At 68.6% G+C, this 23,197-nt stretch carries 18 protein-coding genes; 10 read left to right on the plus strand and 8 right to left on the minus strand.

Annotated features, from left to right (window positions below):
- The first annotated feature begins 33 nt into the window (after positions 1–33).
- The gene (locus AK36_RS29775) at positions 34–1,005 is read left to right on the plus strand and encodes an alpha/beta fold hydrolase (protein WP_045579881.1); all 972 of its coding nucleotides are present in this window, start codon (positions 34–36) and stop codon (positions 1,003–1,005) included.
- Here the strand turns inward: AK36_RS29775 and AK36_RS29780 are convergent.
- Both AK36_RS29780 and AK36_RS33585 read right to left on the minus strand, forming a co-directional pair.
- A complete protein-coding gene (locus tag AK36_RS29780) occupies positions 990–3,290 on the minus strand; it encodes a TonB-dependent receptor (RefSeq protein WP_045579882.1) in 2,301 nt (766 codons plus the stop codon). The two genes, AK36_RS29775 and AK36_RS29780, sit on opposite strands and share 16 nt — an antisense overlap.
- 288 nt (positions 3,291–3,578) lie before the next feature.
- Entirely contained in the window at positions 3,579–3,929 is a 351-nt protein-coding gene (locus tag AK36_RS33585; protein ID WP_144410698.1) for a hypothetical protein, read from the minus strand.
- A gap of 190 nt (positions 3,930–4,119) precedes the next feature.
- Here AK36_RS33585 and AK36_RS29785 point away from each other — a divergent pair, with 190 nt between their 5' ends.
- From AK36_RS29785 to proP, 7 genes are all read left to right on the plus strand, one after another.
- Entirely contained in the window at positions 4,120–5,847 is a 1,728-nt protein-coding gene (locus AK36_RS29785) for a methanol/ethanol family PQQ-dependent dehydrogenase (RefSeq protein WP_011880613.1), read from the plus strand.
- Between the two features lie 83 nt (positions 5,848–5,930).
- A complete protein-coding gene (locus AK36_RS29790) occupies positions 5,931–7,199 on the plus strand; it encodes a c-type cytochrome (RefSeq protein ID WP_045579883.1) in 1,269 nt (422 codons plus the stop codon).
- Between the two features lie 76 nt (positions 7,200–7,275).
- Positions 7,276–7,587 (plus strand): high-potential iron-sulfur protein, encoded by a 312-nt coding sequence (locus tag AK36_RS29795; RefSeq protein WP_011880615.1) that lies wholly within the window; start codon positions 7,276–7,278, stop codon positions 7,585–7,587.
- Positions 7,571–9,475, plus strand: a complete 1,905-nt coding sequence (locus AK36_RS29800) for a sigma-70 family RNA polymerase sigma factor (protein WP_052691603.1) — start codon at positions 7,571–7,573, stop codon at positions 9,473–9,475. Before AK36_RS29795 ends, AK36_RS29800 begins: the two co-directional genes overlap by 17 nt.
- Positions 9,476–9,722: 247 nt before the next feature.
- Positions 9,723–11,717 (plus strand): acetate--CoA ligase, encoded by a 1,995-nt coding sequence (gene acs / locus AK36_RS29805; protein ID WP_045579884.1) that lies wholly within the window; start codon positions 9,723–9,725, stop codon positions 11,715–11,717.
- Between the two features lie 226 nt (positions 11,718–11,943).
- The gene (locus tag AK36_RS29810) at positions 11,944–13,011 is read left to right on the plus strand and encodes a porin (RefSeq protein WP_014726251.1); all 1,068 of its coding nucleotides are present in this window, start codon (positions 11,944–11,946) and stop codon (positions 13,009–13,011) included.
- Between the two features lie 488 nt (positions 13,012–13,499).
- Entirely contained in the window at positions 13,500–14,969 is a 1,470-nt protein-coding gene (gene proP / locus AK36_RS29815) for a glycine betaine/L-proline transporter ProP (RefSeq protein ID WP_014726252.1), read from the plus strand.
- An 87-nt stretch (positions 14,970–15,056) separates the two neighbouring features.
- Here the strand turns inward: proP and AK36_RS29820 are convergent, their stop codons facing one another.
- The 4 genes from AK36_RS29820 to AK36_RS29835 form a co-directional block, all read right to left on the minus strand.
- Entirely contained in the window at positions 15,057–15,881 is an 825-nt protein-coding gene (locus AK36_RS29820; protein ID WP_045579885.1) for an alpha/beta fold hydrolase, read from the minus strand.
- 451 nt (positions 15,882–16,332) lie between these two features.
- On the minus strand, positions 16,333–17,685 hold the full coding sequence (locus AK36_RS29825) for a TRAP transporter large permease (protein ID WP_011880621.1): 1,353 nt from the start codon (positions 17,683–17,685) through the stop codon (positions 16,333–16,335).
- A 4-nt stretch (positions 17,686–17,689) separates the two neighbouring features.
- On the minus strand, positions 17,690–18,259 hold the full coding sequence (locus AK36_RS29830) for a TRAP transporter small permease (protein WP_045579886.1): 570 nt from the start codon (positions 18,257–18,259) through the stop codon (positions 17,690–17,692).
- Positions 18,256–19,242, minus strand: a complete 987-nt coding sequence (locus AK36_RS29835) for a TRAP transporter substrate-binding protein (RefSeq protein ID WP_045579887.1) — start codon at positions 19,240–19,242, stop codon at positions 18,256–18,258. The genes AK36_RS29830 and AK36_RS29835 overlap by 4 nt, the downstream gene beginning before the upstream one ends.
- 576 nt (positions 19,243–19,818) lie before the next feature.
- Between AK36_RS29835 and AK36_RS34530 the strand changes: the two genes are divergently transcribed.
- Entirely contained in the window at positions 19,819–20,013 is a 195-nt protein-coding gene (locus AK36_RS34530) for a hypothetical protein (protein WP_072465533.1), read from the plus strand.
- Between the two features lie 118 nt (positions 20,014–20,131).
- Here the strand turns inward: AK36_RS34530 and AK36_RS29840 are convergent, their stop codons facing one another.
- On the minus strand, positions 20,132–20,812 hold the full coding sequence (locus AK36_RS29840) for a GntR family transcriptional regulator (protein WP_011880625.1): 681 nt from the start codon (positions 20,810–20,812) through the stop codon (positions 20,132–20,134).
- A 524-nt stretch (positions 20,813–21,336) separates the two neighbouring features.
- On the opposite strand from AK36_RS29840, the gene AK36_RS29845 reads away from it, so the two are divergent.
- The gene (locus AK36_RS29845) at positions 21,337–22,278 is read left to right on the plus strand and encodes a dihydrodipicolinate synthase family protein (RefSeq protein ID WP_014726259.1); all 942 of its coding nucleotides are present in this window, start codon (positions 21,337–21,339) and stop codon (positions 22,276–22,278) included.
- A gap of 90 nt (positions 22,279–22,368) precedes the next feature.
- Here the strand turns inward: AK36_RS29845 and AK36_RS29850 are convergent, their stop codons facing one another.
- Positions 22,369–23,181, minus strand: a complete 813-nt coding sequence (locus AK36_RS29850; RefSeq protein WP_045579888.1) for an alpha/beta fold hydrolase — start codon at positions 23,179–23,181, stop codon at positions 22,369–22,371.
- Positions 23,182–23,197: the final 16 nt, after the last annotated feature.

Below are 23,197 nucleotides of genomic sequence, written 5' to 3' on the forward strand. Positions count from 1 at the left end.
CCGTCGCCGCCTTCTCCCTCTACCCCGACCGACATGACGCACACCTTCAAGCACCTGCACCGCGACGCCTGCACGATCGCGTGGACCGAAGCCGGCAATCCGCTCGGCGAGCCGGTCGTCGTGTTGCACGGCGGCCCCGGCAGCGGCAGCCGGCCCGCGGTGTTGAGCCTGTTCGACCTCGAACGCATGCGCGTCGTGCTGGTCGACCAGCGCGGCGCTGGCGCATCGACGCCGCGCGGCGGCTTGCGGCACAACGACACGACGCGGCTGCTGCGCGATCTCGACGCGCTGCGCGCGCAGCTCGGCATCGCGCGCTGGGGCGTCGTGGGCGGGTCGTGGGGCGCGGCGCTGGCGCTCGCGTATGCCGGACGGTATCCGTCGCGCGTCAGCGGCGTCGTGCTGCGCGGCCTGTTCCTCACGTCGTCGCGCGAAGTGCGCGCGCTGTTCGTCGGCATGCGCGCGCACGCGCCGCGCGCGTGGCGACGCCTGATCGACGCGGCCGGCACCGCGCGCGCCGAGCGCCTGACGGCCAGCTTCGCGCGACGGCTGCAGCCCGGCGCGAGCGCGGCGCGGCAACGCGCGCTCGCGCTCGCGTGGAGCGCCTACGAAGACGCGATCCTGACCGGGCGGCCGACCCGCCGCACGCGCACGACGCAACCGGCGCTCGAGCGCCTGATCGACAAGTACCGGATTCAGGCGCATTACCTGCTGCACGACTGCTGGCTCGGGGAGCACCGGCTGCTCGCGCTCGCGCGACAGGCGGCCGACGCCGGCGTGCCGATTCACGCGGTGCACGGCACGCGCGACCGCGTGTGTCCGGTCGACAACGTCGCGCGCCTCGCGCGCGCGGTGCCGGCCGCGATCGTCGAGCGCGTGCCGGCCGGCCACCTCACGCGCGACGCTGCGCTCGCGCGCGGCGTCGCCGCTGCGGTGCGCGCACTGCCGGCCGTCATGCCGGCCAATCGGCACACGGCAGCCGACGCGCCCGTTCAGTCCCACGCATAGCGCGCGCCGAGCCACGCGCCGCGCGGCGCGCCGGGCCCGACGAACTGCTCGTTGACCGGATTCAGCCCGTCGAACGAATGATTCGGGCCATTGAAGAAGTTGCGGCCGAGCGTGCCGAAGTTCGCATAGCGCTTGTCGAGCAGATTGGTGACCGACGCGAACAGTTGCAGATGCTTGGTCGCCTGCCACGTCGTGTCGAGATCGATGAGGAAATAGCCGGGAATCGTGCCGTTCGCGTCCTGGTTGTTCTCGTCGCCGCGCGCGAACACGCCGCCGCGATACGTGAGGTTGGTGCCGATGTTCCACTTCGGCGTCGCCGCGAAATCGAGCCGCAGCTTCACGGTGCTGGCCGGAATGCCCGGAATCCGGTCGCCGGAATGCACGACGATGTTGCCGCGCGCGTCGGCGCTCGAATTGCTCGCACTGCTTTCGGTCCACGTCGAGCGGTAGCGCGCATCGACATAGCTGTAGCTCGCGCCGATCCCGACCGGCCCCAGCCGCGTGTGTCCGGCCAGCTCGACGCCTTGCCGCCGCGTGTTGCCAACGTTCTGGAAATAGCCAAGCGTGCTGGCGCCGCCGTTGCTGCTGATGAACTGGATATCGTCGGCGAGCGTCGTGCGGTAGACCGCCGCGCTCCACGTCGTCGCCTGGCCCGCGCGGCCGCGCGCGCCGAACTCGAAGGTCTTCGCGATCACCGGCTTGAGCGCCGGATCGGCGAGAAAATCGTTCGGCAGCGAACACGGCGCGGCCGGGTCCGCGCACGCGAGCTCGATCGCGGTCGGCGAGCGCATTCCCTCGTTGTAGGTCGCGTACGCGGTGAAGCCCGGCACCGGATTCCACGTGACGCCGACGGCCGGATTGAACCGCGAGAACGTATGACGCGCGGTGAGCAGCGGCTGCTGGCCGCTCACGTCCTCGATCGCGGCGCGCGACCAGTCGTAGCGACCGGCCAGCGTCAACGCCCACTGCTGCGTGAGCGCGAGCGTGTTGTCGAAGTACACGCCGTAGTTCGCGTTGCGCGTCCGGGCGCGGGTCGTCTGCGTGAAGTCGCCGACGCCCACCGTCGCACGCGCGTCCGTGAACGCCGCCTGCTGCGACGCCTGCTCGAAACCCGACGTCGCGAGATCGGCGGACGCGCCCATCACGAACTGCTCGTCCATGCCGGCGAGCTTGCCGAGCAGCGTCAGCTGCAGCGCCGCGCCGTAGCTGTCGGTCGTGATCGTCGAGCGGTCGTTGGTCCCTTGCACGGTGTCGACGGCGCCGCTGTCGTCGACGCTGCCGAAGTCGTCGTTCACGTTGCTGCTGGTGTTCGTGTTGCGGTAGTGCCGGTAATGAACGCCGCCGCTCAACTGCACCTGATCGTTGAACGCATGATCGCCCGACAGCGTGACGTACGCGGCGCTGTTGCGATTCAGATCCGGATAGGTGTACGCCTGCGCGCGGTTGTCGAGAAACGAGCGCGGAATCGTCTGCGTGCCCTGCAGCGCGTTGTCGGCGCCGCCGGCCGAGATCGACAGCGTCGTGTCGGCATCCACGTAGCGCAGCTTGCCGAAGCCCTGCCGTACGCGGCTCGCGTTGTGATCGGCCCAACCGTTGTCGTTCGCGACGTTGCCCGTCACGTAGTAGTCGAGCGCGCTGCCGATGCGCCCGCCCTGCTCGAACTGCGCGGTCTTGCGCCCCCATGAGCCGCCGGACAGCTGCGCGGCGCCGCCGGGGCTGGTCCTGCCGTTCTTCGTCGTGATCGCGAGCGCGCCGCCGAGCGTGTTGAGCCCGTAGGTCGGGTTCGAGCCGGGAATCAGCTGCATCGTGTCGATCGCGGCCTGCGGAATCAGATCCCAGTTGACGACGTCGCCGAACGGTTCGTTCACGCGCACGCCGTCGACGAACACCGACAGCCCCTGCGGCGTGCCGACGACCGGTGACGCGGTGAAGCCGCGGTAGTTCACGTCCGCCTGGTACGGGTTGCCCTGCGCGTCGTTGATGTCGATGCTCGTCACGTTGCGCTCGAGGTAGTCGGTCAACACGCCGCGGTGCTGCCGTTCGACGTCGTCGCCACGTATCGTCTGGACGTTGGCCGGCACGCGCGACAGCGGCGTGCCGATGCCGAGCAGCGGCGTCGTGCCGACGACGACGATCGGCGCGAGCGTCTGCTCCGCGGCCGGATCCGACGGCGCGACCTGCGCGGCAGCGGGCGTCAGCCAGCCGCCGAGCATGCCGCCGACCCACAGCGTTGCGCCGACGCGGCCGGCGGCCCGGCAGCGCTTCGCCAGTTCGGCTTCCTTCATTTACGGGTCTCCTCAGTCGTCTTGTCGTCGTGTTTTCGTGTATAGCGATACAGCAGGCGCAGGCGCCGTATCGGCGGCCGCGGTCGGTTTCGCATCATCGGCTGCGCACGCGGCGAATGCGATGCCATCCGCGTTCGGCCGATGCCCAACGCATGCGTGCGACACCGTCTCCGTCGAGCCCATTGGATCGTTCTGGAAATGGCATCCGGTTTCGCGCTGCATGAATCGCTTCGTGATCCAGATGGCAAGAAGCATGCCGAAATGCCGGTCGCCTTGCGGGTGGCCTTGTCAGCGCGAAGCCGACCCACTCACCCGCGGACGCATTGCGACACTGGGCCACGCGCGTGTTGCACTTCGTGTCACCGCCGCTGCACCTGTGTCACTTTGGATCAGCACGGCGCGGCGCATGCCGCGACATGCGCCGACATGCGCGGCGCGATGCCCGTCGGCGCCGGCACCGGAACTGCGCAATCGGTGAAAACCAGCGGCGCGCGACGGCTTCATCTCGTTGATCGATGCGAGCCGGCCCGCCTCGAACGCGAGCACGGCGCAGCGTGCATCGTTGTTCCGCCGCACGATGAATGCACTGTCATCTTTAGCAACACTACACGCACGGTTGTCCCCGAACGCAACAACCATTGATCAACCGCAACCATCGGCACGCGACCGCACGGCGCGCGCGAATCGCCCGCTGCGCGTTGCGCGGCAATGCTCGCGCATCAATGGCATGCGATTTGCGTTACTGGCTGCGCACTGATCCCGGAACCCCACCCAGCCGGCCTGGCCGGATGTTGGCCGCGGTGCGACCACAATGACTCAGGAGACAACCATGAAGAAACTCTCGGCTTCGAAGAGCCGACTGGCATCGATCGGCATCGCGGCGGCTGCCGCGATCGTCTTGAATCCCGGCCTGGTGGCTGCCGCCGCGGATTATCCGGCCGTTACGTATCAGCGGCTGACCGATGCGCAACGCGACCCGGGCTGGCTCACCTACTACCGCACCTACAACGGCCAGGCGCATTCGCCGCTCAAGCAGATCGACGCGTCGAACGTGAAGCAGCTCACGCAGGCATGGAGCTACAAGTTTCCGGCCGAGCTGAAGCAGGGCTTCGAGGCCACGCCGATCGTCAACGGCCGCTACCTGTTCGTCACCACGCCGAAGGACAACGTCTACGCGTTCGACGCGACCACCGGCGCGCAACTGTGGAAGTACGAGCCGAAGCTCGGCGCCGAGTCGTTCAAGACCGCATGCTGCGACGTCGTGAACCGCGGCGTCGCGCTGTACGGCAAGAACGTCTACGTCGCGATGCTGAGCGGCGAGGTTGCCGCACTCGACGCCCAGACCGGCGCGCTCGTGTGGAAGAAGCAGATGTTCGAACCGGGCCTCGGCTACGCGTTCTCGCTCGCGCCGCTCGCGATCGACGGCGCGATCGTGGTCGGCAGCTCGGGCGGCGAATACGGCGCGCGCGGCTTCATCGCGGCGCTGAGCCCGAACGACGGCTCGGTGCTGTGGAAGCGCTACACGATCCCCGGCCAGGGCGAGAAGCACGCCGACACGTGGCCCGACGGGATGCAGGCGCACGGCGGCGCGCCGGCGTGGCTGACCGGCACCTACGATGCGGCGACGCGCACGCTGTACTGGGGCGTCGGCAACCCGGGGCCGTGGCTCGCGGACCTGCGCCCCGGCGACAATCTGTACTCCGATTCGCTGCTCGCGCTGGACCCGAAGAACGGCGACCTCAAGTGGCACTACCAGTACACGAAGCACGACACGTGGGACTACGACGGCGTGAACACGCCGGTGCTCGCGACGATCAAGTACAAGGGCAAAGAGCATGACGCGATCATCCATGCGGACCGCAACGGCTACTTCCACGCGATCGACCGCGACAGCGGCAAGCTGATCTACGCCGAGCCGTTCGTGAAGGCGACCTCGGTCACCGGCTACACGGAAGACGGCGCACCGATCCAGGACCCGGCGAAGTATCCGAAGGTCGGCACGACGATCGAGACGTGCCCGAGCTTCCTCGGCGGCAAGAACTGGTGGTCGGTGTCGTACGACCCCGAGCGTCATCTCGCGATCGTGCCGACGCTGCATGCGTGCATGAGCCTGTCCGGCAAGTCGGTCAACTACATGGAAGGGCTGCCGTATCTCGGCGAAGGCTTCGAGATCAAGCCAGAACCGGGCAGCGAAGGCTACGGCGAACTGCAGGCCATCGACGTCAACACCGGCAAGAAGGTGTGGAGCCACTGGAGCAAGCTGCCGTGGAACGGCGGCGTCGCGACGACCGCCAGCGGCCTCGCGTTCAGCGGCTCGCTCGACGGCCACCTGTATGCGTTCGACGTGTCGACCGGCAAGGTGCTGTGGGAAAGCCCGCAGCTCGCGAGCGGGATCATCGCGCAGCCGTCGGTGTTCGAAGTCGACGGCAAGGAATACGTCGCGGTGCTCGCCGGCTACGGCGGCGCGAACCCGATCTGGGGCGGCCCGATGGCCAAGGCCGCGGATGACGTACCGCGCGGCGGCACGCTCTACGTGTTCGCGCTGAACCGCGGCTGATCGGCATCCGACCACCGCATGACGCCCGCGCCGACGGTGCGGGCGTCCTCCCTTCGTTCCCATTACCCACCGAGCGTACGAACATGAACCTTCGACTTTCCCGCGTAGCCGTCGCCAGTGCGCTCGCGGCAGGCACGGCACTGATTCCCGCACTGTCCGCGGCCGCTCCTGCGGTGCGCGTCTGCTCGCTGCCGGGCACCCCCACCGCCGGGCTCGACAAGACCGTCGCCCGCGAGGCGTTCCGCACGGCCGGCATCGCCGCGACGTTCGCCGCGCACGACGCCGCGGGCAGCGACGACGACGGCGTGTCCGCCCACGAGCTCGCCAAGATCCTCGAGCACGATTGCGACGTGCTCGCCGGCTTCCCGCGCTCGGCGATCGCCGACGCGTCGGACACCAAACTGCTGTTCTCGCAGGGCTACCTGCGCTCCGGCTACGTGAGCGTCACGCGCCGCGACGCGGCCAAGCCGGCCAACGAACGCGAAATCGTCGCGGCGACGTATGCGAGCCCCGCGCAACTGATCGCGGTGCAGCAGAAGAACGCCCGCTTCGATCTCGAGAACACGTCGGAGCAGACCGTCGACGCGGTCGCCCGCGGCCGCGCGAACCGCGCGATCGTCTGGTATCCGGCGGTCGTCGCCTACCAGGCAGCGCATCCGAAGCAGGCGTTCAGCATCGGCGCGACCTCTTCTCCTTATGCGGAATGGCAGCTCACGTTCGCGTTCGCGCAACGTTCGGCCGAGCTGCAGCAGCGGATCGACGCCGCGCTCGCGCAGATGAAGCAATCGGGCCGGCTCACCGCGCTGACGCGCAAATGGGCGCTGCCCGGCAACGCGCTCGAAGCGCGCGCCACGCACGATTCGCGCGCGACGCCGCGCTTCCTCGACGGCGCGCTGGCGGCCGCGGACGCATCGCGCGCGGGCGTGATCCGCGCCGGCGGGCGTGCGGCCGGCGGCGGCTTCATCCGCGTTTCGGACAGCACCGGCGAAGCCGCGCCGTCGTTCGACGCGGCCCAGGTCGAGCACGGCAAGGCGCTGTACGGCAGCGCGTGCGCGAAGTGCCACGGCGTCGATCTCGAGGGCAATACGGCGCCCGCGCTGAGCGGCCCGTCGTTCGCGCCGCTCGCGCATTCGCATCTGACGATCGGCGGCGTGTTCGGCTACATGGCGACCAACATGCCGGCCGACCAGCCGGGCAAGATGAAGGACGACGAGTACGCCGACCTGATGGCGTTCCTGCTCGCGTCCAACGGCTATGCCGCGTCCAAGACCAAGCTGAGCGCCGACACCGCGCGCGCGTCCAACGCGCCGCTCGTCGCCGGCCCGGGCGGACACAAGCAAGCCAGCCAGTAAGCACGGCGCGCGGCCGTCACGGCACATGCCGGGCCGCGCGTCGGCAAGATTTCTTCTTCAACAGGAAACGACCGTGATGCACAACCCGAATCGCAGAACCTTCATCGTCCAGACCATTGGACTGTGCGCGGCGCTCGCCGCAACCCGCTCCGCGCTCGCCGCGTTGCCGCTCGTCGACGAGAACGACGCGACCGCGAAGACGCTCGGCTACCGCGCGCGCGCGTCGAGCGTCGACGCCGCGAAGTTCCCGAAATACCAGAGCGGTCAGCGCTGCGCCAACTGCCGCTTCTACAAGAGCGAAAGCGCCGACGCCGGCACCTGCCCGATGTTCGCCGGCAAGTCGGTCGCGGCTGACGGCTGGTGCAACGTGTATGCCAAGGGCGCGTGACGCGTTGCCGGCGCGCCCGGCGCCACGGCGCGCGCCGGTGCCGGTGCGCGCCGCCGGCCACGACGGCGACGCGCCGCCTCACGCGGCGCACCTGCACGCACTGATTTCGACGGGGCTCACACGCGGCTTCGTCACGCACGGCGACATCATCGACGCGTTGCCGGACGACGACGCCCATCAGGGCGGCGTCGACGCGACGGCCGCGATGCTGCGCGAGCTGGGCATCGCGGTGTCGGACGGCGCGCACGCCGCGGGCTGGACGCTCGACCGTTACTTCCAGCCCACGCCGAGCGCGCGTGCGTGGGCCGAAGGGGCCGGCGCGCTCGCCGCGGCCGAGCTCAGCGCACCGCGCACGACCGACCCCGTACGCCTCTACCTGCGCGAGATGGGCATGACGCCGCTGCTCACGCGCGACGAGGAGATCATGCACGCGCGACGGATCGAGCGCGGCCGCGCGGCGTCGGTCGCGGTGCTGTGCGGCGATCCGCAGGCACTCGACGCACTGGTCGCGATGCGCATCGAGATCGCCGAAGGCCGGAGCGCCGCGTCCGCCTACGTGCTGTCCATCGCGGATAGCGCGGACATCGCGCCCGCCGACGGCGCCGCCGCCAGCCCGCATGCGGGCGATACGCCGGCCGACGCGGGCGCGAGCACGCGCGACGACGACGCTCCGGCCGACGATGGGCTCTGCCGTCATGCCGTGCTCGCGCGACTGGCGCCGATCGACGCGCTCGCGGCCGCGATGCGCGCCGCACTGGAAACCGACGGCGCGCACGGTCTCGCCTACCGCGCCTGCGTGCGCGAAGCGGCCGCCCTGCTCGGCACGCTGCGCATGTCGATGCGCGCACTCGAGCGCATGAGCGAGCCGCTGCGCACGCACGCGCGCCGGCAGCGCACGCTGCACGGCCGGCTCGCACGCACGCTCGCCGACGCCGGCGTGCCGCACGGCGCGGCGGCCGCGTGCGTGCAGCGCGACGGCGATCACGCCGGCTGGCTCGCGGCGTGCATCGCCGCGCATCCCGAATGCGCGCTTGCGCTGACGCGCCGCGCGGCCGAGCTGGTCGACGCGCGCGACGCGATCGCGCGGGCCGCGCGCACCTCGCCGCTGCCGCCCGACACGATCGCGTTGCTCGATGCGCGGCTCGACACGATCGAGCGCGCGATGCAACCGGCGCGGATGGGCCTCTTCGACGCGAACCTGCGGCTCGTCGTATCGATCGCGAAGCGCTACCCGGACCGCGGGCTGCCGTTCGCGGACCTGATCCAGGAAGGCAACATCGGGCTGTTGAAGGCGATCGACCGCTACGATCACCGGCGCGGCTTCCGCTTCTCGACCTACGCGACCTGGTGGATCAGGCAGGCGATCACGCACGCGCTCGCCGATCTCGGCCGCACGATCCGCGTGCCGACGCACACCGTCGACGCGATCAACAAACTGACGCGGATCGCGCGCGAACACCGGCAGCGTTCCGGCGCTGCCGCGACGCCGCACGAACTGGCCGTGCAAATGGGCGAGCCGCTCGACAAGGTGCGCGACCTGATGTCGATCGTGAAGGAGCCGATGTCGGCCGACGCGCCCGTCTCGCCGGAAGGCGAGATGACCTTCGTCGACGTCGCGCCGGACGTATCGACGCCGTCGCCCGAAGACGCCGCCGGCGCGGCGCAGCTGCGCGACACGATCGCGGCGATGATCGGCCGCCTGCCGGCGCGCGAGGCGACCGTCCTGCGGCTACGCTACGGGCTGCACGCGGACGAAGGCTGCTCGCTGCGCGACATCGGCCGACAGCTGAACCTGTCCGCCGAACGCGTGCGGCAGATCGAGGCGTCGGCGCTCGCGCGGCTGCGCGCGTCCGACGGGCTCGACGTGCTGCGCGCGTTCATCGCATAGCCCGCGCAGGGACGGCGGCGCATGCGCCGCCGTCCGCCGCCATGTTGACACCTGCAACACCCGCTGCTGCATTTCGGCGCAACGATCGCGCCGCTCACGATGCCGCGCGGCCACGCGCAGATCGTTTGCATCCCATATCGATTCCGGAACGCCGCGCGCGACGGGCATGCGTGCCGATTCGACCGGATCGCGGCGGCGATTGGCATGCTAGTTGCGTTTTGCTATTCGAGCCACACCCAGACAAATTATGGAGAACACCTTGACCGCCCTCGTATCGATCCTTCAGGAAAGCCGAATCTTCGAACCGACGGCCGACACGCGCGCACGCGCGACCATTTCCGGCATGCCGGCCTACCGCGCGCTCGTCGCCGAGGCCGAGCAGGACTACGAGGGCTTCTGGGCGCGTCTCGCGCGCGAGAACCTGAGCTGGCACAAGCCGTTCACCAAGGTGCTCGACGAGCGCAACGCGCCGTTCTGCACGTGGTTCGACGACGGCGAGCTCAACGCGTCGTACAACTGCCTCGACCGTCACGTCGAAGCCGGCAACGGCCAGCGCGTCGCGGTGATCTTCGAGGCCGACGACGGCACCGTCACGCGCGTCACCTACGCCGAGCTGCTCGCGCGCGTGTCGCGCTTCGCCAATGCGCTGAAAAAACGCGGCATCGGCAAGGGCGATCGCGTCGTCATCTACATCCCGATGTCGATCGAAGGCATCGTCGCGATGCAGGCCTGCGCGCGCATCGGCGCCACGCACTCGGTCGTGTTCGGCGGCTTCTCCGCCAAATCGCTGAACGAACGGCTCGTCGACGTCGGCGCGGTCGCGCTGATCACCGCCGACGAGCAGGCGCGCGGCGGCAAGACGCTCCCGCTCAAGAGCATCGCCGACGAAGCGATCGCGATGGGCGGCTGCGACGCGGTCAAGAGCGTGATCGTCTATCGCCGCACCGGCGGCAAGATCGACTGGCATGCCGGGCGCGATCTGTGGATGCACGAGCTCGCCGACGCCGAGTCCGACCACTGCCCGCCAGAATGGGTCGGCGCCGAGCATCCGCTGTTCATTCTCTACACCTCCGGCTCGACCGGGAAGCCCAAGGGTGTGCAGCACAGCACCGGCGGCTACCTGCTGTGGGCCGCGCAGACGATGAAGTGGACCTTCGACTGGAAGCCCGACGACGTGTTCTGGTGTACGGCCGACATCGGCTGGGTCACCGGCCACACGTACATCACCTACGGGCCGCTCGCATGCGGCGGCACGCAGGTCGTGTTCGAGGGCGTGCCGACCTACCCGGACGCCGGGCGCTTCTGGAAGATGATCGCCGACCACAAGGTCAGCGTGTTCTATACCGCGCCGACCGCGATCCGTTCGCTGATCAAGGCCGCCGACGCCGACGACAAGGTCCACCCGAAGAGCTACGACCTGTCGAGCCTGCGCATCATCGGCACGGTCGGCGAGCCGATCAATCCGGACGCGTGGATGTGGTATCACAAGCACGTGGGCGGCGAGCGCTGCCCGATCGTCGACACCTGGTGGCAAACCGAAACCGGCGGCCACATGATCACGCCGCTGCCGGGCGCGACGCCGACGGTGCCCGGTTCGTGCACGCTGCCGCTGCCGGGGATCATGGCCGCGGTGGTCGACGAGACGGGCCAGGACGTGCCCAACGGGCAAGGCGGGATCCTGGTGGTCAAGCGTCCGTGGCCGTCGATGATCCGCACGATCTGGGGCGACCCGGAGCGCTTCAAGAAGAGCTACTACCCTGAGGAGCTCGGCGGCGGGCTGTATCTGGCGGGCGACGGCACGGTGCGCGACAAGGACACCGGTTACTTCACGATCATGGGGCGCATCGACGACGTGCTGAACGTGTCGGGCCACCGGCTCGGCACGATGGAGATCGAGTCGGCGCTGGTGTCGCACGAGCTGGTGGCGGAAGCGGCCGTGGTCGGCCGGCCGGACGACACGACGGGCGAGGCGGTGGTCGCGTTCGTGGTGCTCAAGCGCTCGCGCCCTGAAGGCGACGAGGCCGCGGCGCTGGCCAAGGCGCTGCGCGACTGGGTCGGCAAGCAGATCGGGCCGATCGCGAAACCGAAGGACATCCGTTTCGGCGACAACCTGCCGAAGACGCGCTCGGGCAAGATCATGCGGCGCCTGCTGCGCTCGCTCGCGAAGGGCGAGGCGATCACGCAGGACACCTCCACGCTCGAGAATCCGGCGATTCTGGAGCAGCTCGGCCTGTCGCTCTGAATGACGGGGCCGGCACCGGCCGGCCCCACCCGACCTCCGCGACGCACGCACGTTCCGGCGCCCATCCCCGCCGCGAACGCGCGACGCGCAGCCGCCACCCGGCCGCGCACCTGCGTCCCCGCGCCCCATCCCGCGTGCGCGGCTCGGGCGACGGACACCGCTGCGCGGCCGTCCGGCGCCTTTTCTGTTCGATGCATGGACGTACAACAACACTGGAGACACCCCGATGAAAAGCAGGATCGTGATCGGCTGCGCCGCGCTCGCAGGCGCGCTTGCCAGCCCCAGCGGCTTCGCCCAAAGCAGCGTGACGCTGTACGGCAACCTCGACGCCGCGTTGCTGTACACGAGCAAGACGCTCGATAGCGCCACCGGCGCAAACGCAGGCCATCAGTTCTCGATGGCCGATACCGGCATGACGCCGACGACATTCGGGATGACCGGCACCGAGGATCTCGGCGGCGGCCTGAAGGCGAAGTTCCAGCTCGAAAGCGGCTTTGCCGTCACCAACGGCGCATTCGCGCATTCGAACGGCAACATCTTCGGTCGCCAGGCGTGGGTCGGACTCGACGGCGCGTTCGGCACGGTCAAGGCCGGCGTCCAGTATTCGCCGTTCCTGCTCGCGATCTTCGATTCGGACCCGCGCAGCTTCTCGCACTTCGGCAGCGGGCTCGTCAACTACGTCGACAACGTGCTGGTGACCGGCCTGTTCAACCCGAACGCCGTGTCGTACACGAGCCCGACGATCGCCGGCCTCACCGGCAGCGCGATGTTCGCGTTCGGCGGCAAGGCCGGCGACTTTCAGGCGGGACGCCAGTACTCCGCGAGCCTCAAGTACGAGCACGGCGGCTTCATGATCAACGCCGGCTTCTACAACGGCAACGACGGCACCAACCCGACGCCCACCGCCAGCACCGTGGCGTTCGTCGGCCGCACGATCGGCGCCGCGTACCGGTTCGGCCCCGTCACCGCGAAGGCGTCGTTCGCCAGCTACAAGGTCGCCGGGTCGTTCAGCAACAACGTGTACGGCGGCGGCCTCGACTACCAGGCGACGCCGACGGTCGACCTGAACGGCGGCGTGTGGTTCACGAGCGATCGCAACGACACGGCCAACCACTCGCTGCTCGCCGCCGTCGGCTCGACGTACAGCCTGTCGAAGGCGACCGCGTTGTATGCACAGGTCGCGATGGTCAACAACCACGGCGCGATGGACACCGGGCTCGGCATCACCAACGCGCTTTACGCGGTCAACGGCACGACCGTCGGCGCGAACGTCGGGATCCGGCACATGTTCTGATGCAGGCAACGGCGGCATCGGCAGCGCCGCCGTTCTGCGTTTGCAGTCCGAATCATCAAGTGTCGGAGTCGGCATGCGCCGACTCCGGCGCGAACTTCGTCGCGCATCGAGGGTGCGATCCGCTCGCGCACGCGCTGCGTCCGCGCCGCATGCCCGCAAGAAGGCCTGGTATAGACCGCGCGCTTCCCGGTCCAACGCGTCGACCGACGCCGCCCGGTGTTGCGGCGCACATCGCGCGGCTGCGCGATGCGTGTCGTTTACGACCGATTTCCGGGCGCATCGCCGATAGTCCGCACGCTCCGTTTCTCTACACTGGTGCACGCCAGCACACAGCCACCTGCCCCGTGTCGCGTGTCGCGTGTCGCGTGTCGCGCCGCGTCACGGCACCGTGGCGATCCCGAGACAACCGCCCTCGCCGCCGACGCTGCCGCGTCCGTCCCGCCGCGCTGCCGCCGGCCCGCTGCGAAGGCCCCTTCCAGGAGCGTTCATTGAGTTCACCGCACGCGCACTCCGCGAAAACCCGGTCTTCGCGCCAGGCCCTCAAGCTCGACGACATCACGATCGTGGACCGCGCCATCCTGAAGCGCGCGGTCGGCGCGATGGCGTTCGGCAATGCGATGGAATGGTTCGACTTCGGCGTCTACAGCTACATCGCCGTCACGCTCGGCAAGGTGTTCTTCCCGTCGAGCAGCCCGTCCGCGCAGCTGCTCGCCACCTTCGGCACGTTCGCGGCCGCGTTCGTCGTGCGCCCGCTCGGCGGCATGGTGTTCGGCCCGCTCGGCGACCGCATCGGCCGCCAGCGCGTGCTCGCCGCCACCATGATCATGATGGCCGTCGGCACCTTCGCGATCGGCCTGATCCCCAGCTACGCGTCGATCGGCATCATGGCGCCCGTGCTGCTGCTCGTCGCCCGCCTCGTGCAGGGCTTCTCCACCGGCGGCGAATACGGCGGCGCCGCCACCTTCATCGCCGAGTTCTCGACCGACAAGCGCCGCGGCTTCATGGGCAGCTTCCTCGAGTTCGGCACGCTGATCGGCTATACGCTCGGCGCGGCCACCGTCGCGCTGCTGACGGCGACGCTGTCGCACGACGCGCTGCTGTCATGGGGCTGGCGCGTGCCGTTCTTCATCGCGGGGCCGCTCGGCCTCGTCGGTCTGTACATCCGGATCAAGCTCGAGGAAACGCCTGCGTTCAAGAAGGAAGCGCTGGCGCGCGAAGCAGACGAACGCGCGCGCCCGAAGCAGTCGTTCGGCACGCTGCTCGTCGAACAGTGGCGGCCGCTGCTCCAGTGCGTCGGTCTCGTGCTGATCTTCAACGTGACCGACTACATGGCGCTGTCGTACCTGCCGAACTATCTGTCGGCCACGCTGCACTTCAACGAGACGCACGGGCTGTTCATGGTGCTGATCGTGATGCTGCTGATGATGCCGATGACGCTCTATGCCGGGCATCTGTCCGACCGCATCGGCCGCAAGCCGGTGATGATGTTCGGCTGCGTCGGCCTGCTCGTGCTGTCCGTGCCGGCGCTGATGCTGATCCGCACCGGCGGCATGCTGCCGGTGTTCGGCGGGATGCTGATCTACGGCACGCTGCTGTCGACCTTTACCGGCGTGATGCCGTCGGCGCTGCCCGCGCTGTTCCCGACGCGGATCCGCTACGGCGCGCTCGCGATCGGCTTCAACGTGTCGGTGTCGCTGTTCGGCGGCACGACGCCGCTCGTCACCGCATGGCTCGTCGATCGCACCGGCGACCTGATGATGCCGGCGTACTACCTGATGGGCGCGTCGTTCATCGGCATCGTGTCGGTGCTCGCGCTGCGCGAGAGCGCGCGGCGGCCGCTGCCGGGCTCCACGCCGTGCGTGGGCAGCCGCGCCGAAGCGCAGGAGCTGATCCGCCGCGGCGCGGGCGAGGTCCGCGGGCGCGAACGCAAGCTCACGCCGATCGGCGAACGCGCTTGATCATGTGACGCACGTGATGTGCCTGATGCGCGGCACATCCGTCGCGCTGTCCCAGCCGCAGCGGCGTCACGCAACGCCGCGTGACGCTCAAGCCGCGGCGAGCTTCTGCTCGTCGAACCAGTCGAGCAGCGTGCGCGTGACGAAGGCGGGATTCTCGAGGTTCGAGATGTGGCCGGCGTCCGGCACCAGCACGTGGCGGCAGCCGATTACGCCAGCCATCTTCTCCGTCTCCGACGGCGGCCGCGCCATGTCGCCGGCGCCGCACATCAGCAGCGTGCGCGCGGCATCGAGGTCGGCGAGTGCGGCCAGCGTGTCCGGACGCCCGAAAATCAGCCGGCCGAGCGGGACGATCGACTCGCGCAGCCGGTCGGCAGGCAGGCCGGCGAGTGCGGCGCGAAACGCGCTCGGCACCGGGTCCGACAGATTCGCGTCCGGGCGGAAGAACAGCGGCACGATCGCATCGAGCAGCGGTGGCGCAATCTTGCCGGCGGCGGCGATCGCATCGAGCATCCCGAAGTAGCGCAGCCGCGTCGCGTCGGGCTCGGCTTCGAGCGACGCGTCCATCAATACGAGCGAGCGCACGCGCTGCGGTTCGCGCAACGCGAGCCGCGCGCCCCACATCCCGCCGACGCTCAGGCCGACCACCGCGCATTGCTCGATCTCGAGCGCGTCGAGCAACGCGCTCGCATGCGCGGCGAGATCGTCGAGCGTCTGCGTGCCGGCCGGCAGCGGACCCGATGCGCCATGCCCCCACAGGTCGGGCACGATCACGCGATACCGGCGCGACAGCGCGTCGATCTGCGGCGCCCACATCGCCGCGTCCCACAGATAGCTGTGTCCGAGCAGCACCGGGAAGCCGGTGCCGTGATCGTGGTAATGCAGCGTGCTGCCGTGGATGGTGCGGGTGAGCATCGGGCCTCCGGGTATGACGACGATGGGCAGCGGCGCGCAAGCGCGCGCTGATTCACTGGCGCGTTGCCAGCAACGCTGGCGCCGCGCATGATCGCACAGCTCGGCGGGCGCTGCAGGCGACGTGTGTAGCGCGTCGCGGCGGCGGTGGCGTGCTCGCATGCGGCACTGGATCCAAGGGCCGGGAATGCCGGCGTCGGGCCGCGTTCGGCCCGGCGCGCAGTGCGAACGATCGCGCGGCCCGCATCGAACCGGGCACGCGGACCAAGCGCGTGTCCGCACCGGCCTGTTCGGCGAGCGCCGCATGCTGCAGCGTGGTCCGGCGTCGGTCACTTGCATGCACAACGCGCGGCACGCGCACGCCGCAAACCGGCCACGAAGGAAGAAGCCGTTAACGCAATCGCGGCGCCGGACGACCTCGATCGTCCGGCGCCACGCGGGCCGATGCCGGTACTCAGAACACCGCGTGCCCGCTGATCAGGCTCGGCAGCCAGGTGGAGAAGAACGGCATGTACGTGACGATGTTGATCGCGCTGAAGATCGCGAGGTAATACGGCCACGCCATCTTGGTCGTCTCGCCGATCGACACGTTGCCGATCGCGCAGCCGACGAACTGCACCGAGCCGATCGGCGGATGCACGAGGCCGAGCGAGCAGTTCAGCAGCAGCATGATGCCGAACTGCACGGGCCCGACGCCGCAGGCCATCGCGATCGGCAGGAACAGCGGAGTCGTGATCAGGATGTGTGCGGCCATGTCGACGAAGGTGCCGAGGAACACCTGGATGACGTTGATGTACAGCAGCATCAGCCACGGCGCGGCGGTCGACTGCTTGAGCAGCCCTTCGATCGCATCCGGGATCTCCAGATACGACATCTGGAAGCGCAGCATGTTCGACACGGCGATCAGCAGCAGCACGACGCCCGTCGTGCGCGCCGCATGCGACAGCGCGCGCCGCAGCTTCTCGACGGTCAGCGTGCGATAGACGAGCGCGGTCAGCACGAGCGAGTACACGACCGCGATGGCCGCCGCTTCGGTCGCGGTGGCGATCCCCTTCGCGACGCACACGAGGATGATCGCGATCACCATCAGGCCGGGCACCGCGCCGACGAAGCTGCGCAGCACCGCATACCAGCCGGGGAACGCGGGCAGCGCGGAGGAGCCGTCCTCGCGGCGCGGATAGCCGTGACGCACGGCCTGCCAGTACGCGGCGGCGAGCACGAAGCCCATCACCCACAGCACCGGCAGCAGCCCGGAAAACAGCAGGTCGCCGATCGACACGCCGCTCACCTGCTGGCCGTGCAGCATCCCGGTGATCCCCTGCGCGGCGAACGCGTAGATGATCATGTTGGTCGACGTCGGCATCAGCGCGCCGGCAAGCGACGCGTGGGTCGTCACGTTGACCGCGTACGCCGCGCTGTAGCCCTCGCGCTTCATCAACGGGATCACCACGCCGCCCATCGCCGACGTGTCGGCGGTCGGCGAGCCCGACACGCCGCCGAACAGCGTGCAGGCGACGACGTTGGCCATCCCGAGGCCGCCGCGAAAATGGCCGACGGTCGCCTGCGCGAAGCGCAGGATCCGGTCGGCGATGCCGCCGTGCAGCATCAGTTCGCCGGAAAAGATGAAGAACGGCACCGCGAGGAACGAGAACGCGTTCATCCCCGAGATCATCGACTGCATCGCGGTGGCGATCGGCAGCCCTTCGACGAGGTAGGTCAGCACGCATGCGATGCCGAGCGCGAACGACACGGGCACGCCGAGCACGAGGAAAATCAGAAAACTGACGGACAGGATCGCGAGTTCCATGGCGTTAATGTCCCGACGAAGAACGACGGAGCGCGAGCAGGTGCTCGAGCGAGAAAAGGATGATGGCGATCGCTGCGGGAATCGTGATCAGATAGCGCACGCCTTCGGGCAACCCGATGATCGGAATGCGGTCGCCCATCGTCTCGGCCGCCATGCTGCCGCAGCCGGCGATGATCGCGATCGCGAACGCGATCAGGCACAGATGCTGGATCGCGATCACGACGGTGCGCCCCTTCGGCGGCAGGCGCTGCACGAGCGAATCGAGGCCGATGTGGCCGCCGTCGCGCACCTTCATCGCCGCGCCGAACATCGCGATGACGATCACCAGCAGCAACGCGATCGGCTCGACGAAATCGGGCGCGTTCTCGAACACGTAGCGCATCACGACCGCGTAGAACACCAGCACCGTGAGCGCCGCGAGACACAGCGACGCGATCACCGCGAGCGCGCGGAACAGCAGGTCGTTCGCGCAGTGCAGCAGCGGCGTCGCGCGCGCGCGGCACGGCGCCGCGCCGCCGCGCGCGTCGGGCGAGCCGACGGCCGCGGCGCCATTCGGTGAAGTGCGACGGGTCACTTGGTGGCCTCGATCTCGTCGACGATCTGCTTCATCTGCGGGGTCTTTTCATACTTGGCCCACAGCGGCTGCATCGCCTTCACGAACGCCGCGCGATCGATCTGCGCGGCCGGTACGATCTTCGCGCCGCCCTTCGTCACCGTCTGCTGCGCGGACGCCTCGCGCGCGGTCCACAGCTTCTGGTAGTACGGCACCGAATCGGCCGCGGCCTTCTTGATCGCGGCCTGCTCCTGCGGCGACAGCGTGTCCCAGATCTTCTTCGAAAACACCAGCACTTCGGGCGTCATCGCGTGCTGCGTCTCCGAGTAGTCAGGCGCGACTTCGAAGTGCTTGGTTTCCTCGTACGACGGCAGATTGTTTTCCGCCGCATCGACGAGGCCCGTCTTCAGGCCCGTGTACACCTCGGCGAACGGCATCGGCGTGGGCGTGCCGCCCATTGCCTTGATCTCGTCGACCATCAGGTCAGACGGTTGCACGCGCACCTTCAAGCCCTTCATGTCGGCCGGCGAGCGCACCGGGCGCTTCGCGTAGATCGAGCGCGCGCCGCTCTCGTAGAACGTCAGCGCGATCATGCCCTTCGCCGCGAACGCGTCGAGGATCTTCTGGCCGGCGGGACCGTACATCGCCTTGCGGAAATGGTCGACGTCGCGGAACAGGAACGGGAGCGACGGGATCAGCGACTCGGGCACGATCTCGTTGAACGAGGCGCCGTTCACGCGCGCCATGTCGATCGCGCCGATCCGCACCTGGTCGACCGTGTCCTTCTCCGAGCCGAGCGCGCTGTTGCCGAACACCTTGATCGAGTCCTTGCCGCCCGTGAGCTTCGACAGCTCGTCGCTCATGTACTTGACCGCCATGTTGGTCGGGAAGTTGTCGCCATGCACGTCCGCCGAGCGGAACACGCGCGCGTGCGCGGATACGGCGAAGCCTGCCATCAGCGCGACGGCCACGGCGGTACGGGAGCGGGTGAATCGGTGCTTCATCGTCAGTCTCCTTGCTGGTTGCTCGTTGTTCGGCGGCGCGCCGGGCGACCTCCGCCCGCTTTCGGTACACGGCCTGCGTTTAACTTGAGTCATACGTTGTATGACGTGTGGAAGCGAATGTACGTCGGTTAATCGTTTAACTCACTTGGTGCATACCCGTATAAGCGGAGTAGTCCGGGGTTTTTGAGGCGATTGGGGGAAAACGTTTCTACGTGAAGCGCCCGGTTAGCGAAACGTTTTCCGAACGGGCGTCGGTATTGGAACTCGGCACCGTGCTGGCCGGGATGCCGGGTAGCCGACTTGGTTATTTTCTAGTTGTCCGATGACTGACTACTTGACAGCTTTACGTGCTCGATCTTGTCCGCACCGCGCCAGCCGAATGCGTTCGGCTCCCCCGTTGTAATGACGCCGCGACGCCGTCTGCGTCGGGAGCCGCGGCGGATGCCAGCGCAAGCGTTGCCGATGCGCGTATCGGCGCGGCTTTCGGCAAGCGCGCCGGCCACCGTACCCCACTTCGTCACGGCGGGCACGCACGATGCGGCGGGGCGATACGGCAAACACACGAGGAGGTATGCGATGCAGACGAGTCGACCGTCGGCGGGACAGCGTCAGGACGCGCCGTTGAATCCTGGGGACGAAGGGCCGCCCGATACGCCCGGTGTCGGCGAAGATCTATGCGGTGTATGTCGCGGCACAGGGATGGTGGAAGGCCAGCCATGCACGGTATGCGGCGGCACCGGCAAGGTGTTGCAGGGAATCGGCGGCGGCTAGGCGGCATCCCCCATACGCATCAGGCTGCGCCGATGCGCTGCGGGAGCGCTGTGGGAGACGAGCGCGGCGCGTCCATGCCGCGTTCGCGGCCCCGCTGCGCGGACCGTGCGCGGCTGCTTCAGCGGCCTAGGCGTCGTTCGCGCAGGAACGCGTTCAGTTCGCCGCCCGCGTGCTCGATGTGGCGCTTCAGCAGCGACGCCGCAGCGCGCCCATCGCCCTTGCGGCACAGCGCGACCAGTTCCGCATGCTCGGACTCGGCCACGTCGCGCGCGGCCTCCGACAGCGACAGCTGAACGCGCGTGTAGCGATCGGTCTGCTGCAACAGCGACGCGACGATCGCGGCCGTCTTCGGCTGCTCCGCGCGCGACAGCAGCAGTTGATGCAGTTCGGTGTTCAGCTCGCCCCAGCGGCCGGACTGGCTCGCGTGCAGCACCGCGCTGTATTCGTCGAGGATCGCGTCGAGCCGCGCGAAGTCTTCCGCCGTGAGCTTCGGAATCGACTTTTTCAGCAGCACGGGTTCGAGCAGCGCGCGCAGTTCGAACAGCTCGGTGATGTCTTCGGGCGACAGCTCGGAGACGATCGCGCCCTTGTGCGGCAGGATTTTCACGAGCCCTTCGCTTTCCAGCTGCACGAGCGCTTCGCGCAGCGGGATGCGGCTGATCCCTAGCTCGGTGGCCAGCGCGTCCTGGCGAAGCTGGTAGCCGTCGACGTACTCGCCGGTCAGGATGCGACGGCGCAGTTCGTTCGCGGCGGCCTCGGCACGCGTGGCGTAGACGAGGGCGGGGCGTTTGTCGTTCATGTTGCGGTTCGGACCAGGGATGGCGGCAAGGCTCGCGCCGACGCGCCGGTGGATATTGCATATTTTCTACGATAGTAGCAGAGCGGCGGGGCGGCCAACGCGGCCGGCAGGTCGGCTCGGCAGATCGCGCCGAATGCAGCTGGTGCGGTCGCATGCCGACTGGCCGCGCGCTTACTTCATGCATCCCGGCGCACGCGGGGAAGGTTTGCGCGGAGGCGATCCGGTACGCTCCGCGCGCCCTTCCCCTCTCATTCCAGCCCATTCCCCCGCCCATTTCCAGCACGTTCCCCTTCCCTTTCTCACGCCCTTTTTATTTTATATTGTATAAAATATCCGAACTCACTAGAATGCACTCGTCGATGGCTGACTCTCGGGCGAAACGGGAGGCACCGTTTCGGCACCGACGCGAACGAGAGGCGGCCGGCCACGGTTCGGATCGGGCGAAGCCCCACGATCCGGCGCGCACGCGTACCGCCCAGGTTGCCAGCAATGGCAGTTCACCTATCTGAATGTGAGGAAACGAGATGAGCGAGAACATTTTCACCGGCACCATTCCGGCCCTGATGACGCCGTGTACCGCCGAGCGCCAGCCGGATTTCGACGCGCTGGTGAAGAAGGGCAAGGAGCTGGTGGCGCTGGGCATGCGCGCGGTGGTGTACTGCGGCTCGATGGGCGACTGGCCGCTGCTGACCGAAGCGCAACGTCAGGAAGGCGTCGCGCGGCTGGTCGCAGCCGGCGTGCCGACCATCGTCGGCACGGGCGCGGTGAATTCGAAGGAAGCCGTCTCGCACGCCGCTCACGCGGCGAAGGTCGGCGCGCACGGGCTGATGGTGATTCCGCGCGTGCTGTCGCGCGGCGCATCGCCGGCCGCGCAGAAGGCGCACTTCTCCGCGATCCTGAAGGCCGCGCCGAACCTGCCCGCGGTGATCTACAACAGCCCGTACTACGGCTTCGCGACGCGCGCCGACCTGTTCTTCGAACTGCGCCGCGAGCATCCGAACCTGATCGGCTTCAAGGAATTCGGCGGCGCCGCCGACATGCGCTATGCGGCCGAAAACATCACGTCGCAAGACGCAAACGTCACGCTGATGGCCGGCGTCGACACGCAGGTGTTCCACGGCTTCGTCAATTGCGGTGCGGCCGGCGCGATCACCGGCATCGGCAATGCGCTGCCGCGCGAAGTGCTGCAGCTCGTCGACCTGTGCAAGAAGGCCGCGCAGGGCGACGCCGTGGCGCGCGTGCGCGCGAAGGAACTCGAAGCGGCGCTCGCCGTGCTGTCGTCGTTCGACGAAGGCTGCGACCTCGTGCTGTTCTACAAGCACCTGATGGTGCTGAACGGCGACACGGAATACACGCTGCACTTCAACGAAACCGATGCGCTGAGCGACGCGCAACGCAACTACGCTGAAGCGCAGTACACGCTGTTCCGCAACTGGTACGCGAACTGGTCGAAGACGATCGCGTAAGTCGGGCGCCGCTGGTTCGGCGATCGAAGCAAGCCACGGCCCGTTCCGTGGCTTTTTCATTGGCGCGGGGATGAAGCGCCGCCGCCCGTGTCAGCCGGCCGTGCGCTCGAGAAACGCGAGCATCGCCGCATTGAAGCGCGCCGGCCGCTGCAGCGGCGCGAAGTGGCTGACGCCAGAGAGAAGCGTCAGTGTCGCGCCCGGAATCGTGTGCGCGAGGTATGCCGCATGTTCGGCGCGGATGAACTCGTCGTGCTCACCCTGCACGATCGCGACCGGCACCGTGATCGCCGCAAGCTCGGACGCGCCGTAATTCGGTTGCGTGCGCATCATTTCGCTGACGGCCGCGACGAACGCGTCGAAGTCGCCGGGCGTCGCCGACAGGCGTGCGTAGTCCTTGCGGTGCCGCGCGAAGCAGCGGTCGATCAACGGGCTCGGCACGAATTCCTTCGTCCCGCTCGGATCCATGTTGCACGCGAAGAAGAAGACGCCCGCCGCCCGCTGCGGCGTGCGCGCGGCCAGCACCAGCGCGACGCATGCGCCATCGCTCCAGCCGACGAAGCGCGCGCGCTCGATGCGCAGCGCGTCGAGTACCGCGCGCACGTCGGATGCCATGCATTCGTACGAATAGGGGCGCGCATCGCGCGTGCTGCGGCCGTGGCCGCGGCTGTCGATCACGATCGCGCGGTAGCCGGCCGCGAGCAGCGCCGGCACCTGGTGGCCCCAGTTGCCGCCGTGGCCGAGGCCGCCGTGCAGCAGCACGACGGGCGGCCCATCTCCGAACGACGCGTGCCAGATGCGCGCGCCGTCATGGTCGAGCCATCCTTCGGCGTCGGCCGCGGGCAGCGGCGGCCCGCCCTGCTCTTCGAAACGGACGAGATCGTCGTCGGTGAAGTGCGCGCTCATCGTGGTGCCGTCCTTG

This window comes from Burkholderia vietnamiensis LMG 10929 (genome assembly GCF_000959445.1).
GTDB classification, from domain to species: Bacteria; Pseudomonadota; Gammaproteobacteria; order Burkholderiales; family Burkholderiaceae; genus Burkholderia; species Burkholderia vietnamiensis.

Excerpts from the sequence above, each read along its gene's own strand:
- AK36_RS33585 (WP_144410698.1), bottom strand. The coding sequence starts at position 3,929 with ATGGTTGTTGCGTTCGGGGACAACCGTGCGTGTAGTGTTGCTAAAGAT.
- acs (WP_045579884.1), top strand. The coding sequence starts at position 9,723 with ATGGAGAACACCTTGACCGCCCTCGTATCGATCCTTCAGGAAAGCCGA.
- AK36_RS29810 (WP_014726251.1), top strand. The coding sequence starts at position 11,944 with ATGAAAAGCAGGATCGTGATCGGCTGCGCCGCGCTCGCAGGCGCGCTT.
- AK36_RS29775 (WP_045579881.1), top strand. The coding sequence starts at position 34 with ATGACGCACACCTTCAAGCACCTGCACCGCGACGCCTGCACGATCGCG.
- AK36_RS29820 (WP_045579885.1), bottom strand. The coding sequence starts at position 15,881 with ATGCTCACCCGCACCATCCACGGCAGCACGCTGCATTACCACGATCAC.
- AK36_RS29785 (WP_011880613.1), top strand. The coding sequence starts at position 4,120 with ATGAAGAAACTCTCGGCTTCGAAGAGCCGACTGGCATCGATCGGCATC.
- AK36_RS29780 (WP_045579882.1), bottom strand. The coding sequence starts at position 3,290 with ATGAAGGAAGCCGAACTGGCGAAGCGCTGCCGGGCCGCCGGCCGCGTC.
- AK36_RS29835 (WP_045579887.1), bottom strand. The coding sequence starts at position 19,242 with ATGAAGCACCGATTCACCCGCTCCCGTACCGCCGTGGCCGTCGCGCTG.
- AK36_RS29800 (WP_052691603.1), top strand. The coding sequence starts at position 7,571 with ATGCCAAGGGCGCGTGACGCGTTGCCGGCGCGCCCGGCGCCACGGCGC.
- AK36_RS29845 (WP_014726259.1), top strand. The coding sequence starts at position 21,337 with ATGAGCGAGAACATTTTCACCGGCACCATTCCGGCCCTGATGACGCCG.
- AK36_RS29840 (WP_011880625.1), bottom strand. The coding sequence starts at position 20,812 with ATGAACGACAAACGCCCCGCCCTCGTCTACGCCACGCGTGCCGAGGCC.
- AK36_RS29850 (WP_045579888.1), bottom strand. The coding sequence starts at position 23,181 with ATGAGCGCGCACTTCACCGACGACGATCTCGTCCGTTTCGAAGAGCAG.
- AK36_RS29825 (WP_011880621.1), bottom strand. The coding sequence starts at position 17,685 with ATGGAACTCGCGATCCTGTCCGTCAGTTTTCTGATTTTCCTCGTGCTC.
- AK36_RS29795 (WP_011880615.1), top strand. The coding sequence starts at position 7,276 with ATGCACAACCCGAATCGCAGAACCTTCATCGTCCAGACCATTGGACTG.
- AK36_RS34530 (WP_072465533.1), top strand. The coding sequence starts at position 19,819 with ATGCAGACGAGTCGACCGTCGGCGGGACAGCGTCAGGACGCGCCGTTG.
- AK36_RS29790 (WP_045579883.1), top strand. The coding sequence starts at position 5,931 with ATGAACCTTCGACTTTCCCGCGTAGCCGTCGCCAGTGCGCTCGCGGCA.